The organism is Dysgonomonas sp. 216, from assembly GCF_010501065.1.
Classification (GTDB): Bacteria; Bacteroidota; Bacteroidia; order Bacteroidales; family Dysgonomonadaceae; genus QVMM01.
On the sequence record NZ_QVMM01000003.1, the window covers coordinates 75,602 to 91,238 of the forward strand.

The following is a 15,637-nucleotide window of genomic DNA, read 5'->3' on the forward strand; positions in this document are numbered from 1 at the left end:
TCTTTTTTATTAAAAAATATAAAGTTATGTTCGAATATTCATTTTTACAGCATTACTGGTGGTTTCTAATTAGCCTGATAGGTGGTATATTGGTGTTTTTGCTTTTTGTACAAGGTGGTCAATCCATGATTTTTTCATTGGCTAAGACCAAAGAGCATCGTATAATATTGATAAATGCTCTTGGACGCAAATGGGAATATACATTTACTACTTTAGTTACATTTGGAGGGGCGTTATTTGCTTCATTTCCATTGTTTTATTCAACAAGTTTTGGAGGGGCGTACTGGGTGTGGATGGCTATTCTATTTTGTTTCGTAATTCAAGCTGTTGCTTACGAGTATCATTCAAAACCGGGTAATACCTATGGAATGAAAACTTATCGTTGGTTTTTATTTATTAACGGATTGTTGGGTACATTCCTTATTGGTGTGGCGGTTGCTACATTCTTTACCGGTTCGGAGTTTGGTGTTAATAAAGGTAATATTATAAATAATGTTACAAATGATCCTTTGGCTCTCACTATTAGTCGTTGGCAAAATGCTTGGCATGGTCTGGAGGCTTTAGCTAATTTTCGAAATTTAAGTCTGGGATTAACTGTGTTTTTTCTGGCTCGCACATTGGCTTGTTTATTCTTTATAAATCGTTTGCAAGATCAGGATATGGTAAAACGCTCACGTAAATTTTTATTATATAATGGTTTACCGTTTGTTGTATTCTTTCTGGTATTTGTAATATGGACATTTTTATCGGAAGGATTTGCTGTAAATCCGGCTACAAATGAAGTTTATATGGAGCAATACAAATATTTCAATAATCTGATTGAAATGCCTGTTGTTTTTGCTTTATTCGTGATTGGTGTTTTAGCTGTATTGTATGGTATTGGGCGCAGCCTTATGTCAGAGAAGTTTTCGTATGGAATCTTTTTTGCAGGGGTAGGTACGGTCTTAACTGTTTGCTGTTTATTATTAATAACAGGATTCAATAACACAGCATATTATCCATCAACTTACGACTTACAGGCTTCGTTAACAATCCAGAATTCGTCGTCAAGTGAATTTACTTTAACAGCTATGACGTATGTGTCATTCCTTGTTCCTTTTGTTTTAGCATATATTGTTTATGCATGGAGTGCATTAGAGCGAAAAAAATTTGACAGTAAAGACTTAAAAGAGGACGGACATGTTTATTGATATTTTGTAATTCCGGAATATTTCGATATAAAACAGCCTTTCGGGGCTGTTTTTCGTTTATACTTATATGGGTATATTATTCTTATTTGCTTAAAATTGTGTAGCTTTGCGCTAAATTTATAGATAAGTTCTTAATATGGGAAATTTAGTAGCGATAGTTGGCCGTCCTAATGTAGGTAAATCGACATTGTTTAATCGATTAACGGAGTCGCGTCAGGCGATAGTAGACGAAACGTCAGGCACAACTCGCGATCGTCAATATGGAAAAGTAGAGTGGGGTGGACAAGAGTTTTCGTTAGTCGATACCGGAGGTTGGGTTATAAACTCTGACGATATTTTTGAAGAAGAAATAAATAAACAGGTACATATTGCTATTGAAGAAGCCGATGTTATTTTGTTTGTTGTAGATGTGATGAATGGATTAACAGACTTGGATCAAAGTGTTGCTAACATTTTACGCAGGACAACTAAACCCATATTATTAGTGTCGAATAAGGCCGATAACTTTAATTTACATGCCCAATCAGCCGAGTTTTATGCTTTAGGTTTGGGCGATCCAGTAAATATATCGGCAATAAATGGTTCTGGTACAGGCGATTTGTTAGACGATATTATTTCAAAGTTTACAAAGAAAGAAGAGGAAGAGGTTTTGGAGGAAATTCCTCGTATAGCAATAGTTGGTAGACCTAACGCTGGAAAATCTTCATTCGTAAATGCTCTTTTAGGCGAAGACAGAAATATTGTTACAAACATAGCAGGAACTACCCGTGATTCAATCTATACTCGTTTCGATAAATTTAATATGGATTTTTATCTGGTTGATACGGCGGGTATTAGAAAAAAAGGAAAAGTTGAAGAGGGCTTAGAGTATTATTCGGTTATCCGATCGATAAGAGCAATAGAAAATTCAGATGTATGTGTACTTATGCTTGATGCAACACAGGGTATCGAAAGTCAGGATTTGAATATATTTTCGCTTATACAAAAAAACCGTAAGGGATTGGTTGTGTGCATAAATAAGTGGGATTTGGTCGAAAATAAAGAGCAAATCGTAATTAAAACTTTCGAGAATGCGATACGAAATAGGTTAGCTCCATTTACCGATTTTCCAATAATATTTGCATCAGCTCTTACCAAACAACGTATTCTAAAAGTATTGGAAACAGCAAAAGAGGTTTATGCCCGTAGAAAAACAAAAATACCTACACATAAATTGAATGAGGTGATGCTTCCTATAATAGAAAACACTCCACCTCCGTCCAATAAAGGTAAGTATGTAAAAATAAAGTATGTAACACAAATACCTCATACCCAAGTACCTACTTTTGTGTTTTTTTGCAATTTACCTCAATGGGTAAAAGACCCCTATAAGCGTTTTCTTGAAAATCGTATTCGCGATCATTGGGATTTATCCGGAACACCTATTAATATAATAATAAGGGAAAAATAGGACGAAAATAATACAGAATAATGAATATAGTAAAATTCTGGTTTAAGAATGCACGCCCACAATCGTTGCCACAAAGTGTCTTCCCCGCTGTTTTAGCGGTGTGTTTGGCATCATCTAATGATGATTTTTCCTTACTGTTAGGAGTGTTAGGTGTACTGGGGGTAATAATGGGGCATTTGGGGCTGAATTTATTTGATGATTATTTTGATTATAAAAAAAAGGATGCATCGTACCGTGATCGTATGGCTCACGAAGGTTTTCGTGCTCGCATAGGCAAGTGTTTATATCTTACAAATGGACAAACGACAGTCAAAAGCCTGTTGTTTGTATGTTGCATTTTTTGTGCTTTGGCTCTTTTGTGTGGCGCTGTAATCTGGTATTTTAGAGGAGAAAGTATACTATACATCGCTGTTATTACAGCGGTGTTAGGAATTTCATATTCAGGAATGCCTCTTCGCCTTAGTTATCATGGTTTAGGCGAAATTTTAATAGGTATAATATTTGGTCCGTTAGTAATGATGGGCACTTTTTATGCAGCATGTGGATTAATAAATCTCACAGTTTTATTTATATCTATTCCCGTGGGGTTACTCGTAACCAACATTGTATATGTACATGCTATACTCGATTTCGAGCCAGATAAAAAAATAGGAAAACACACATTAGCTGTTTTACTTAATAACAAAAAGGCAATGCTTTTAGTTTTGTCCGTAATTTTGTTTACACCTTATCTTCTTATTTCATACGCGGTGTTTATGTCGTATGTTTCAAGTTATTATTTGCTGTTAATAATAACACTGCCCATGGCTGTTTCGTTATTTGCAATGATGGTAAAATTTGTAAAAAATCCCCATTACAGATTTAGTCCGCGCATTTGGATGGGACCAATGGCTCATTGGGATAGATTACAGATTGCCGGAATAGATTGGTTTATGATCCGATGGTATTTAGCTAGAAATTTATTATCGGCATTCTGCTTAATAGTTCTTGTTTTATCACTTATTGAGTAATTTGTAAGTGTCTGGTATCATGAATTCTACGTTCTATTTGCCTCTATGGTTTTTTAAGGCTAAGTTTTTGGGAAAGAAAGATCCATTGCAATCTGTTATATTTATTTCGGATAAGTGCAACTTGGCTTGTAAGCATTGTAATGTTTATTCACGCCAAAACCCCAATATAAAGACTTACGAACAGATAAAAGAAGAACTTGAATATTGCTATAAGCGGGGATCTCGTTTTGTCGACTTTGAGGGGGGAGAACCTACAATCTGGACTGACGGAGACTATGATATAAATAGTCTTATAGCTTTGGCAAAACATATAGGATTTTTTTCTACTACTGTAACAACAAATGCGGTATTACCTTTCGATAAATTAAAGGCAGATTCGATATGGGTAAGTCTTGATGGATTAGGCGAATATCATAACCGTATAAGAGGAAATGGTGTATTTGATAAACTGGTAAAAAATATCGAGACAAGCGGTCATCCTGATTTAAGTGTTAATATGGTTGTTAATGCTTTGAACTATCAGTCTGTGGATGAAACTATTGAGTTTGTTAAAGATAATCCTTTTATAAAATCAATTTCGATAAACTTTCACACGCCTTATAAAGGAACAGAAAGCTTGTTTCTCAATTGGGATATTCGCTGTCAGGTTATAGATAAAGTAATAGCATATAAGAAGAAAAAATATCCGATTATGAATTCGGTATCGGGACTTAAATTAATGAAACATAATAAGTTTAAGAAACAATGTTGGGTCTCGAATTTTATACTTGCTGATGGTACACGATTGAATACTTGTTCTGGCGAAAATGCAGGCATTTGCGATCAGTGTGGGTTATGTATGGCCGGAGAAATGCATAGTGTAATGACTTTAAAACCCGATACAATTTTAGCCGGAATGAGGCTACGTATGTAATGAAAAGCTACTATCAGAAATGGTTTTTTATTCAACCATTTTCAGATATATCTCAAATTTACTACCTTTATGCCTTAAATTTTTGAAAAATAGAACTAAATCAATATTTTAATATAATAAAACAATAATTCAGTTATGGCAACTACTGCGGATATTAGAAACGGGATGTGTATAGATATAGAAGGACAATACTATGTGATTGTTGAATTTCTTCATGTAAAGCCCGGAAAAGGAGCAGCTTTTGTTCGAACAAAAATGAGGAATGTAACTACAGGTCGTATTTTAGACAGAACATTCAATGCTGGTGTTAAACTAGACGAAGTTCGTATCGAAAGACGTCCATATCAGTTTCTTTATAAAGACGGAGAGGAATATGTTTTAATGAATAATGAAACTTTTGAGCAAATCAATCTTAGTGGCGATCAGATAGATGGTGTCGCTTTTCTTAAAGAAGGTGATACTATTGATGTACAAGTTCATGCCGAATCAGAAACCGTACTTACAGCAGAACTTCCTCAGAATGTAATATTAGAGGTTACTTATACCGAACCGGGATTGAAAGGTGATACTGCTACAAACACATTGAAACCTGCAACTGTTGAAACAGGTGCCGAGGTGCGTGTTCCTTTATTTATAAACGAAGGAGAAAAAATAAAAATTAATACTCGCGACGGTTCATATGTTGAACGCGTGAGAAATTAATTTGGTATTGTAAAAAACAAATGATAAAATCGTACTTGGTTTTCTTAAATAAGAGCAAGTGCGATTTTTTATTGATTATATAAAGATATGAGTAAGTCGAAATTGAATGATATGGAAGACGAGAATTGGGATGATCCATCAATTCAGGATTTTGAGCTAATGCAACGTTATGCTTTTGTTACTCAAAGGGCTATCGATCATAATTTTGTGGGGTATTGCTACCGTGAGTATTCAGATATTAAGATCGACAGTGGTTGGCGTTTTATCTATGGAGATGAAGATGAAGATTACCTAGATAATCCGGATAATGTAATAACTCAGGATCTGTCTGACATTGTTGATTGGAAACCTGAATTAAAAGACTTATTAACTCAAAAGCCGGGATCAGAATTCGAATGGAACCCTGAAACGGAAAGTTTTGACCGAATATAAATAATACTAAGTATGATTGAAAAAGTTGAGATGTTTATAGATGCTTGTTCTCAAAACAAAATATTAAGATTCCTGTTATTCGCATTGTCGATTATAGGTGTTTTCGGGCTTATTCTATTTATGAATATCAAAACGCCGTTATTAGGAGATGATTTTACCTATCAACATATCTTTGATACTACTCAAAAAATTCATTCTTTTGACGATATTATTCAATCACAACAGAATCATTACTATACATGGGGGGGGCGGGTAGTTGTGCATACCATCGCTCAATTATTACTAATGTTAGATCCATTAACTGCGGATATAATAAATTCACTGGCTTTTATTTTATTTATAGCACTTATATATCTGCATATTAATGGTAGAAAATCATTTAGTGTAAGTCTGTTTTTAGGCGTTTTTTTGCTAATCTGGTATTTGGAGCCGTTTGGAGAAACAATACTGTGGATAACCGGAAGTGCTAATTACATGTGGGGTAGCATGCTAATTCTGGCCTTTCTTCTTCCTTTCAGATTTTATAGGAATGGAGAATACAAACCTGTACAGAACTATATAGTTGCGCTTATCATGTTTGTATTCGGGACTATTGCCGGATGTACTAATGAGAATATAGCAGCTGCAATGTTGTTAATGATTGTATTGTTCTTTATGTTTTACCGAAAAAATAAATGGAAAATTCCAGTTTGGGTTTATACCGGATTTGCCGGAGCTTTAATTGGTTATTTTATTATGATTATAGCGCCAGGCAATGCTATTCGTGCCGAAGGTACAGAAACTTCTATTTTTCATATTATATATCGTTTATTTAGGCATACACAAGCTTTACTAAACAATATAGGTATATTAAGTTTAGTTACATTGGTATTATTTGTCCTTCAAAAGAAGAAAAATCAAAATAAAGATGTTATATATTATGCTCTGATTTATGTAATAGCAACATTGTCTGCTATTTATGTAATGGTGTTTTCTCCGGCTTTCCCCGAAAGGGCTTGGTTTGGTGTATATGCTTTAAGTATTGTGGCTTTAGGTATACTTGCTGTGAACACTAATAATGCGCTAATTCGTAATATAAAATATTCATTTATTATATTAGGTTTACTAGCCTTGATCTTTAATTTGTTTGATATATATAAAGAATTGAATAGGGTAGAGGCTATACACAAAAATCGGACTAGCTTGATATTAGAGAGTAAAACCGAAGGTAAATCAACCGTTGAATTCGTCAAGTACGAAACAGCAAATAAATATGTTGTAGAAGATCCTACTTATTCTGCTGCTTTATTGACTATATTTTATGAAATAGATGTAAGATATAAAAAGTAGAAATGCGAATAAAGAATGTTTATAATAAGAATTTGAAATTCTTAACAATCCTCTTATCTTTGTAACTTGTCAATAATAAAAATAGATGAAAAAGTTTTATTTGTTATTTATAGTAATTCTGGGTTTTAGTGCATGCGAAACATCGCCAAAACAGTTTAATGATACTGTTATGCAAAATATTCAATATTCGGAAAAGTTAGTGTTGACTTACGATTCGATAGTTGATAAAGCCTTATTAACAGGTAATACCGAGAAGATACGAATAATGTCGGAAGATGTATCGGGCGAAATACTAATGAGGATTGACGAAGTGAAAAAATTAAAACCAACGGTTGAAGGTACAAATTTAAAAGTAGCAGCAATATCGTATCTTGAGTCAATGATGGAATTTGTTATAGCACAGAAAATATATACCAATTTAACCGACTCTTTAACACAAGATCAAGCAGCTATTTTTGATAATAAAAATGCAAATATAGTGCGTAATCTGAAGGCCAGCAGTCAGATTTATCATGAGTATCAATCAGCATATTCGAAGATAAAAAAATTGAATTAAGACAATAAGAATATATTTTAATTTATCTAAACTCTTAACCAAATGAAAAAATTACTATTTACACTATTTGCAACTGCACTGTTGTTAACTTCTTGCGGTCCTGATCCGGTGAAATTTAACGACTCGATGGTTTCTCTAATGACTAAAGCTCAAAAAGATTATGAAAGTGTGCACGAATCGTATGAAAAACTTCTTGAAGAAGAGAAATACGATCAAATGGGTACTATTTCAAAATCGGCAGTCGACAGTTTAAATGTTCGTTTAGAAGCTGTGAAAAAACTTGAAGTTCCATCAAATGGAGAAGAATTTCAAGCTGCATCTATCAGTTTTATCGAAGCATTAATTGCTGCTGCTAAAGAATATGACAAATTAGAGATAATGGGAAAAGAAGATGCTACGAATGAAGAAATACAGGCTGCTGTTGATGCTATTGAGGCTAAGGACGATGCTGTAGATTCAGCTTTTGATAGTGTAACATCAATGCAAAAAGAATTTGCTAAAAAGAAAAATATAGAATTAAGATAAATCTTCGTATTTGCAACTTAATTCAGTATAAAATTAATGAAAGGTAAACACAAGCTTAATTATTTTTTAAGCTTGTGTTTATTCATTTAAAGCTAAAAAAAGTGAACCGGAAAAAGAAGATAATTAACGATCCTGTTTTTGGATTTATATCCATTCCTAATAACTTTCTGTATAGTTTGATTAGCCATTCATATATGCAAAGGCTAAACAGAATAAAACAAATGGGATTAGCAGCATTTGTGTATCCGGGAGCACAACACACTCGTTTTCATCATTCTATAGGTGCAATGTATTTGATGCAGGAGGCAATAGATACGCTACACTCTAAAGGCCATGAAATAACAAAAGATGAAGCTAACGGGGCTTTGGCGAGTATACTTCTTCATGACATTGGACATGGTCCGTTTTCTCATGCTTTAGAAAATACTTTGGTCAATGGAATAAATCATGAAGATATTTCATTGATGCTGATGCAATCTTTAAATACTCAACAAAATGGAACTTTAGATACTTGTATTTCTATTTTTAAGAATGAATATCCCAAACGTTTTTTGCATCAACTGGTAAGTGGTCAGTTAGATGTTGACAGACTTGATTATTTGCGCAGAGATAGTTTCTTTACAGGAGTTACAGAAGGAAATATCGGCTCGGCACGTATTATTAAAATGCTTAATGTCCGAAATGATAAATTGGTTGTTGAAGCTAAAGGTATTTATTCGATCGAAAATTTTCTTACTTCGCGCAGATTAATGTATTGGCAAGTTTATTTACATAAAACGGCTGTTGCCGCCGAAAAAATGTTAATAAATGTATTAACTAGGGCTAAAGAACTAACACAAGATGGGATTGATTTATTTGCCTCACCATCATTGAAATACTTTTTAAAAAATAACCCATCGAAAGAAAGTTTTAAATCAGAGGCTTTACAACATTTTGTAAATTTAGACGATAACGATATCTGGTGTGCAATGAAAGTATGGGCAAAGCATAACGATGTTGTTTTGTCGACTTTAAGTTCTGCTCTTGTTGACCGCAATTTATTTAAAATAGAAATATTATCAACACCCAAAGACCCTCAGTCCATAAAGCAACAGATTGACAGATATATTTCAAAGTTCAATATTTCGGAACATGAAGCCGAATATTTTATTTCGGCTGATAATATTTCTACCAATATGTATACAGAGCTTGACGACAGCATTGATATTTTGTATAACGATGGCACAGTAAAAGATATATCTGAGGCATCGGATATGCTTAATATTGAATTGTTATCGAAGCGAATAGAGAAATATTATTTTTCCTATCTTAAAACATAGAAATATTTTAAAGCCATCTAATTTTTGTATATTTCAAGGAAAGGGTATAAGGCTACTAGCTAAATCTGCTTAATATTGCTTACTTTTTGGGAGGCTTTCACTATCTTTGTTATATTATTGAAGCTTTTTTCAAACTTTAGCCATTCTATAAATAGATAAAATGAATTCGAAATATCCGTCGACTCTTTTAGAAAATGCAGTTAATGAGTTTTCTCGTTTACCGGGCATTGGACGAAAGACCGCATTGCGTTTAGTATTGTGGCTGTTGCGGCAAGATAACACAATGGTCGACTCTTTTACTTCCACACTTGTAACACTTAAACAGAATATTAATTACTGCAAAATATGTTATAATATAAGCGACGATGAAGTATGTCCAATTTGTTCGAATCCATTAAGAGATACGAGTATAATATGCGTGGTAGAAAATATAAAGGAAGTAATGGCTATCGAAAACACATCTCAATTTAGAGGACTATACCATGTTTTAGGAGGAATTATTTCGCCTATTGAAGGAATTGGGCCAAATGATTTACAAATAGATAGTCTTATTGAACGAATTTCTAAGGGAGGTATTAATGAGGTTATTTTAGCTTTGAGTACTACTATGGAAGGAGATACTACAAATTTTTATTTATATAAGAAATTAGTAAATTTCGACATAAAAGTGTCGGTAATAGCTCGTGGTATATCGGTTGGAGATGAAATTGAATATGCTGATGAGATAACTTTAGGGCGCTCTATACTGAATAGGACTTTGTTTAATGAATCATTTAAATTATAATCATGGAGGAAACTTTAGTTGAAAAATCGACTAAATTAGGTAAAGGGTTGAAGCTCTATTTTGTGTTTTCGGTCTTTATTTTATCTATCTTTTTTATTTATACTGTTATATATACTATAAGATATAATGTTTGGAGTCCGAACGAAGTACTAGAACGCTATGTGATATTACTGACTTTAATTGGTATACCTGGAATATTAAGATTATTTTATGTTCAAAATAATAAGATTATAAATTATAGTACTGAAAAGTATATCAAACTGTATAAAAAATATTATATTTTGAGGTTAACTGTTCTTAATTGTATTGCGATAGTTAATATTATATCGTTACATATTTCAGGATCGAAAAATTTTATATATATGACTATCATTGTTATATTTGTTTTTTTCTTTTGCATACCTCAAAAGACTTTATATACAACTATAGATAAAAGTGAAAATAAATAATATAAAAAAATTGTATGGTTATAGCTGTTGATTTTGACGGAACAATTGTTGAACACGAATATCCGAGAATAGGGCGTGCAATTCCTTTTGCTATTGAAACATTATTAAAGTTACAACAAGAACGGCACATTTTACTTTTATGGAGTGTGCGCGAAGGTGATTTACTACAAGAGGCTGTAGATTACTGCGAAAGTAAAGGTTTAAAGTTTTATGCAGCTAATAAAAATCATCCGGAAGAAGATCGGGCAACTGCTGCACGAAAACTTGATGCTGATTTATTTATAGATGACAGAAACTTAGGAGGACTTCCTGATTGGGGGGTAATATACCATGCAATACAGGCAAAAGAAAGAGGTGAGGTTTCGTTTGAAAAAATAATGATGCTTTCGGGCGAGAGCAAAACTAGTCGTCGTAAGAAGAATTTTTTCATACGCTTAGGCGAGATGATAGAAAAAAACAAAGGATATTAGGGCTTGTTTTGCGGTAAATGGATATGAAATTATCAGTTATTATTGTTAACTACAATGTAAAATATTTTCTTGAACAATGTTTGCTTTCGGTTGAAGAATCAAATTTTCCGTTCGAATATGAAGTGTTTGTTGTTGATAATAATTCAAGTGATAATTCGATTGCTTATTTAAGCGAAAAATTTCCCAATGTTTTTTTTATAGCTAACTCTGATAATCCGGGATTTGCAAAAGCCAATAATCAATGTATAAAAGTCTCGAAAGGTGAATATATATTATTATTAAACCCCGATACTGTTGTTGGCGAAAATGTTTTCAGTAACGTTTGTGATTTTGCAGACAAGAATCCTATAGCTGGGGCTATCGGAGTGAAAATGATAAACGGATATGGTGAATTTTTAGCCGAATCGAAACGGGGATTTCCGACACCATGGGCTTCGTTCTGCAAAATATTCGGATTAACTAAGCTTTTTCCAAATTCAACTTTTTTCGGGCGATATCACTTAAAATATTTGGATGAAAATAGTATTCATAGGGTAGACGTACTGGCTGGTGCATTCATGTTGCTTAGGCGGTCGGCTCTCAATAAATCGGGGTTACTTGATGAAGATTTCTTTATGTATGGCGAGGATATTGACTTGTCGTATCGCATAATGAAGGCAGGATATGAAAACTATTATCTTCCGGAAAAGATAATTCACTATAAAGGAGAGAGCACCAAAAAGGATATAAAATATGTAAAGGTCTTTTATCAGGCTATGCATATCTTTTTTAAAAAACATTACCCTCACTTTGGAAAGATATATTCCTTATTTATTACCTCCGGCATTTATGCTCGGGCAGCTGTTGCTGCAATGAAACGAATAATAACTGCTGTTTTCAACATAAAAAAAACAAAAAAAGGGCTTAATGTTGTATTACTTGATCATTCCAGCCTTTCATATTCTCAGATTATAAATAAAATGGATAAGGAAAAGCGGAAAAATACTGAATACCGAATTTATTCGCCGAAATCGGGGATGATTATTGGTAGTAATTTCGCAGAAAAAGCCAATAATGATGCTGAACAATAATATCTTAAATCTAAGAGCGGTAGAACCCGAAGATTTAGACATTTTATATAGATGGGAGAATAATACCAATTTGTGGATACACGGCAATAGTATATCTCCTTATTCAAAACAAACTCTTCGTCAATATATATTAGATAGTCAAACTAGCGATATATATCAGAATAAGCAACTTCGATTGATGATTGATCTAAAAAGCGAAGGCAATAAAACAATAGGGGCTATAGATCTTTACGATTTGGATATTCACAATCTTAGATGCGGGATAGGTATTTTGTTGGATAAGGAATATCAAAAGAAAGGTTTTGCCGGCATAGCTCTTGATTTAGTGAAATTGTATGCATTTTCTTTTTTACGTTTACACCAATTGTATGCTTATATAATTGCAGATAACAAAGCGAGTATTCGTTTGTTCGAAAAATCGGGTTTTGATAGATGTGGAATCTTCAAAGAATGGATATGTGCAACGGATGATTATAAGGATGTTTTTATATACCAGTTAATACATAAAAGTGATGATTGAAGATATAAAAAAAGCTTGCGAAGTGATGATGGATGGCGGAATAATTTTGTACCCTACAGATACAATTTGGGGTATAGGATGTGATGCTACAAATCGGGATGCAGTTAAGCGAATATATGAATTGAAACAGCGTGCAGATAATAAATCAATGATTGTATTATTGGATAATTCGGTAAAACTTAATTATTATATAGAAGATGTTCCGGATATTGCATGGGATTTAATTGATCTTACCGAAAAGCCTTTAACTATTATATATGACGGAGCTCGAAATGTTGCTCCCAATTTGATTGCAGAAGATGGCTCGCTGGCAATCCGCATTACGAAAGAAAGGTTCTCGCAAGAATTATGTCGCCGGTTCCGAAAAGCCATAGTTTCTACTTCGGCAAATATTAGTGGTGTATCTTCGCCTCAAAGTTATGACGAAATATCGGATGTGATTAAGAATGGAGTAGATTATATCATTAAGTTCGGGCAAGATGACCAGTCGAAAGCTCAAGCATCGAGTATTATTAAATTAGGAAAGAATAGCGAAGTTAAAATAATCAGGCAATAAAAAAACAGCAGATTTTCCTGCTGTTTTTCTAATGATAATAATTAGCCTTAGTCAATTATATAAATTTATTCGATGTATTAATTATTAAACCATACAGGTGCGTCTTCGGGCGCAAAACTACAAAAGCCTGTTTCTTCCAGATTATATTCAGATAATACATTTTTGACTACATCTATAAAAGCATCTTTATCAAAAATAATGAAATCGATATAAGAAAAATGGAATCCTGTAGCTCCTCCTAACGAGTTTGCAATATGGCGTTCTTCGGCGATAGCCATAATTTTGTCCTCTATTTCAGACCTGAACGGAACCATTTCTTTTTGAGGAACATTTATATTTTCGTAATATATGAAGCCAAAATCTACACCGTCGGCTTTAAATTTATTGAAAAAATCGTTGTCTCCATTGAAAAATGCATTTAACATAGGTATACAAGCAGTATATCCAATCATAACATCCTCACGTAACGACCATTCTTTCTTTTCGGTCGGTTTCATTTTGTAGCTACTATATACATCGTAAGGATTCTCGTATTTAGGCCATTCTTTTTCGTCTGCAATTTTCACTATCAGATTCTTAAAATCAGAAAGAGAAACGACATTACCATTTAATTCTTCATCAGTAAAATCAATATATCCAATATATTCCATAGTATATAATTCGCCAATAAATTGATCGAGAAATATAAAGAACATATTAAATCGTTGATCTTCGTCTAACTCCATTAGTTTGGGAGAATATACCTGAAGGTTTATTTTAGGGCGTTCTTCATCTATTTCGTAATAGATTACAACGTCATCTTTCGATAATGAAATGTCATACATTTGTATGCCGAAATTAGAATTAGGATGGCCCGGTTTTGTTGAATAAAAATTCCATTTTTCACTCAAGCTTTCGGGGGCCATCTGATGCCAGTAATGTAGTTCTAGCAATCTGGCTCTGTCTCCTTCGGGAGTTAATATCAATTCATATTTACCTTCGTCGTTAACGCCCATCTCGAAAAATGGATCTTCGAATGCAATATTTAATATACTGTTAACAAAATTGACCATTGTGTTAGCCTCTGCTTTATTATCTATCAGGCTTCTTACTTCTGCTTCTTCTTTTTCGAAAGCTTTCCAAAATTCAGAGACTCTTTCCTTAAATGTTTTTGTCATAGTTTTGTATTTGATTAATTATGTTGGTTATAGTAAAAAAAAAGATTAACGTGCTTTATTTAAAAGATAATAATCGAGTATTGTAATTGCGGCCATGGCTTCAACAATGGGTACTGCTCGTGGAAGTACACATGCATCGTGTCTTCCTCTGGCTTTTATACGTATATCCTTTCCGTTTGTATCAACAGTATCCTGTTCCATCAGTATAGTGGCAACAGGTTTAAAGGCAACCCTGAAATAAATGTCTTGCCCATTCGAAATTCCTCCCTGAATGCCGCCGGAGTGGTTTGTATGAGTATTTATTGTATTGTTATCGTTGTAAAATATATCATTAACTTCTGATCCGCGATGATTTACATCAAATCCATCTCCATATTCAAACCCCTTTACAGCATTTATGCTTAGCATAGCTGATCCTAATGCTGCATGTAATTTACCGAATACCGGTTCTCCTAAACCAACAGGAACGCCTTTTATCACGCAAGTAATCACGCCTCCGATAGTATCGCCTTTAGATCTGACTTCGTTTATGAGGTTTATCATTTCTTCGGCCTTATTTATATCAGGACATCTCACAGGTGTTGACTCAATTTGACCTAGATCATATTCTGTATATTTTTTGTCGAGAGTAATGCCTCCCACTTGAGAAGTGTATGCTGTTATATTGATATTTAATTGATTCAGTGCTAATTTTGCGATGGCTCCGGCTACGCACCGTGCAATAGTTTCGCGAGCTGACGAACGTCCACCTCCACGATGATCGCGTATTCCATATTTGTTTTGGTAAGTAAAATCGGCATGGGACGGGCGAAAAACATTCTTAAGGCTATCGTAGTCGGACGAATGTTGGTTATTATTCCATACTGTAAATCCTATTGGTGTTCCGGTTGTTTTACCATCAAATACTCCGGATAAGAATTGTACTTCATCCGCTTCTTTACGAGGTGTTGTTATTTTCGATTGTCCCGGGCGGCGGCGATTTAGTTCATTTTGTATAAACGTCATATCTAATTCAATTCCGGCAGGACAACCGTCTATTATTCCTCCAACAGCTACACCGTGTGATTCGCCAAATGATGTTAACCGAAAAATATTTCCAAATGAATTCATTCTTTTTAATCTTGAAATTTTGAGATATGACAAAGATAATATTCTTTGCTAAAATGAATATCATTTTTCGAGCTTTCATATTACTATTTTAAAAG

General features: G+C 33.7%; 17 protein-coding genes. 15 read left to right on the forward strand and 2 right to left on the reverse strand.

Annotation, left to right across the window (positions count from 1 at the left end; genetic code table 11):
* Positions 1–26 precede the first annotated feature (26 nt).
* The 15 genes from cydB (at position 27) to D0T53_RS02825 (ending at position 13,275) form a co-directional block, all read left to right on the forward strand.
* Positions 27–1,190 (forward strand): cytochrome d ubiquinol oxidase subunit II, encoded by a 1,164-nt coding sequence (gene cydB / locus D0T53_RS02755; RefSeq protein ID WP_163264844.1) that lies wholly within the window; start codon positions 27–29, stop codon positions 1,188–1,190.
* Between the two features lie 136 nt (positions 1,191–1,326).
* A complete protein-coding gene (gene der / locus D0T53_RS02760; RefSeq protein ID WP_163264846.1) occupies positions 1,327–2,640 on the forward strand; it encodes a ribosome biogenesis GTPase Der in 1,314 nt (437 codons plus the stop codon).
* 20 nt (positions 2,641–2,660) lie between these two features.
* Positions 2,661–3,650, forward strand: coding sequence for a prenyltransferase (locus D0T53_RS02765; protein WP_163264848.1), 990 nt, complete (start codon positions 2,661–2,663; stop codon positions 3,648–3,650).
* A 19-nt stretch (positions 3,651–3,669) separates the two neighbouring features.
* A complete protein-coding gene (locus tag D0T53_RS02770; RefSeq protein ID WP_163264851.1) occupies positions 3,670–4,563 on the forward strand; it encodes a radical SAM protein in 894 nt (297 codons plus the stop codon).
* A gap of 135 nt (positions 4,564–4,698) precedes the next feature.
* The gene (efp, locus tag D0T53_RS02775; protein WP_163264853.1) at positions 4,699–5,265 is read left to right on the forward strand and encodes an elongation factor P; all 567 of its coding nucleotides are present in this window, start codon (positions 4,699–4,701) and stop codon (positions 5,263–5,265) included.
* Positions 5,266–5,352: 87 nt separating this feature from the next.
* Entirely contained in the window at positions 5,353–5,697 is a 345-nt protein-coding gene (locus D0T53_RS02780) for a DUF2185 domain-containing protein (protein ID WP_163264855.1), read from the forward strand.
* A gap of 12 nt (positions 5,698–5,709) precedes the next feature.
* On the forward strand, positions 5,710–7,026 hold the full coding sequence (locus tag D0T53_RS02785; RefSeq protein WP_163264857.1) for a DUF6056 family protein: 1,317 nt from the start codon (positions 5,710–5,712) through the stop codon (positions 7,024–7,026).
* Positions 7,027–7,111: 85 nt separating this feature from the next.
* Positions 7,112–7,582, forward strand: coding sequence for a hypothetical protein (locus D0T53_RS02790; RefSeq protein WP_163264858.1), 471 nt, complete (start codon positions 7,112–7,114; stop codon positions 7,580–7,582).
* Positions 7,583–7,624: 42 nt separating this feature from the next.
* Positions 7,625–8,107, forward strand: a complete 483-nt coding sequence (locus D0T53_RS02795) for a hypothetical protein (RefSeq protein ID WP_163264860.1) — start codon at positions 7,625–7,627, stop codon at positions 8,105–8,107.
* A 101-nt stretch (positions 8,108–8,208) separates the two neighbouring features.
* Entirely contained in the window at positions 8,209–9,426 is a 1,218-nt protein-coding gene (locus D0T53_RS02800) for an HD domain-containing protein (protein WP_163264862.1), read from the forward strand.
* Between the two features lie 160 nt (positions 9,427–9,586).
* Entirely contained in the window at positions 9,587–10,210 is a 624-nt protein-coding gene (gene recR, locus D0T53_RS02805; protein WP_163264864.1) for a recombination mediator RecR, read from the forward strand.
* A 463-nt stretch (positions 10,211–10,673) separates the two neighbouring features.
* On the forward strand, positions 10,674–11,129 hold the full coding sequence (locus tag D0T53_RS02810; protein WP_163264866.1) for a BT0820 family HAD-type phosphatase: 456 nt from the start codon (positions 10,674–10,676) through the stop codon (positions 11,127–11,129).
* Positions 11,130–11,152: 23 nt separating this feature from the next.
* The gene (locus D0T53_RS02815) at positions 11,153–12,199 is read left to right on the forward strand and encodes a glycosyltransferase family 2 protein (RefSeq protein WP_163264868.1); all 1,047 of its coding nucleotides are present in this window, start codon (positions 11,153–11,155) and stop codon (positions 12,197–12,199) included.
* Positions 12,183–12,719 (forward strand): GNAT family N-acetyltransferase, encoded by a 537-nt coding sequence (locus D0T53_RS02820; RefSeq protein WP_163264870.1) that lies wholly within the window; start codon positions 12,183–12,185, stop codon positions 12,717–12,719. Before D0T53_RS02815 ends, D0T53_RS02820 begins: the two co-directional genes overlap by 17 nt.
* Positions 12,712–13,275, forward strand: a complete 564-nt coding sequence (locus D0T53_RS02825) for an L-threonylcarbamoyladenylate synthase (protein ID WP_163264872.1) — start codon at positions 12,712–12,714, stop codon at positions 13,273–13,275. The genes D0T53_RS02820 and D0T53_RS02825 overlap by 8 nt, the downstream gene beginning before the upstream one ends.
* 77 nt (positions 13,276–13,352) lie before the next feature.
* On the opposite strand, the gene D0T53_RS02830 is transcribed toward D0T53_RS02825, so the two are convergent.
* Both D0T53_RS02830 and aroC read right to left on the reverse strand, forming a co-directional pair.
* Complete coding sequence (locus tag D0T53_RS02830) at positions 13,353–14,432, reverse strand: hypothetical protein (protein WP_163264874.1); 1,080 nt, start codon at positions 14,430–14,432, stop codon at positions 13,353–13,355.
* 45 nt (positions 14,433–14,477) lie between these two features.
* Positions 14,478–15,542: a chorismate synthase gene (aroC, locus tag D0T53_RS02835; protein WP_163264876.1), complete on the reverse strand. Its 1,065-nt coding sequence runs from the start codon at positions 15,540–15,542 to the stop codon at positions 14,478–14,480.
* Between the last annotated feature and the right edge of the window lie 95 nt (positions 15,543–15,637).

Coding starts and splice junctions, on each gene's coding strand:
- cydB (WP_163264844.1), top strand. CDS start 27: ATGTTCGAATATTCATTTTTACAGCATTACTGGTGGTTTCTAATTAGC.
- der (WP_163264846.1), top strand. CDS start 1,327: ATGGGAAATTTAGTAGCGATAGTTGGCCGTCCTAATGTAGGTAAATCG.
- D0T53_RS02765 (WP_163264848.1), top strand. CDS start 2,661: ATGAATATAGTAAAATTCTGGTTTAAGAATGCACGCCCACAATCGTTG.
- D0T53_RS02770 (WP_163264851.1), top strand. CDS start 3,670: ATGAATTCTACGTTCTATTTGCCTCTATGGTTTTTTAAGGCTAAGTTT.
- efp (WP_163264853.1), top strand. CDS start 4,699: ATGGCAACTACTGCGGATATTAGAAACGGGATGTGTATAGATATAGAA.
- D0T53_RS02780 (WP_163264855.1), top strand. CDS start 5,353: ATGAGTAAGTCGAAATTGAATGATATGGAAGACGAGAATTGGGATGAT.
- D0T53_RS02785 (WP_163264857.1), top strand. CDS start 5,710: ATGATTGAAAAAGTTGAGATGTTTATAGATGCTTGTTCTCAAAACAAA.
- D0T53_RS02790 (WP_163264858.1), top strand. CDS start 7,112: ATGAAAAAGTTTTATTTGTTATTTATAGTAATTCTGGGTTTTAGTGCA.
- D0T53_RS02795 (WP_163264860.1), top strand. CDS start 7,625: ATGAAAAAATTACTATTTACACTATTTGCAACTGCACTGTTGTTAACT.
- recR (WP_163264864.1), top strand. CDS start 9,587: ATGAATTCGAAATATCCGTCGACTCTTTTAGAAAATGCAGTTAATGAG.
- D0T53_RS02810 (WP_163264866.1), top strand. CDS start 10,674: ATGGTTATAGCTGTTGATTTTGACGGAACAATTGTTGAACACGAATAT.
- D0T53_RS02815 (WP_163264868.1), top strand. CDS start 11,153: ATGAAATTATCAGTTATTATTGTTAACTACAATGTAAAATATTTTCTT.
- D0T53_RS02820 (WP_163264870.1), top strand. CDS start 12,183: ATGATGCTGAACAATAATATCTTAAATCTAAGAGCGGTAGAACCCGAA.
- D0T53_RS02825 (WP_163264872.1), top strand. CDS start 12,712: ATGATTGAAGATATAAAAAAAGCTTGCGAAGTGATGATGGATGGCGGA.
- D0T53_RS02830 (WP_163264874.1), bottom strand. CDS start 14,432: ATGACAAAAACATTTAAGGAAAGAGTCTCTGAATTTTGGAAAGCTTTC.
- aroC (WP_163264876.1), bottom strand. CDS start 15,542: ATGAATTCATTTGGAAATATTTTTCGGTTAACATCATTTGGCGAATCA.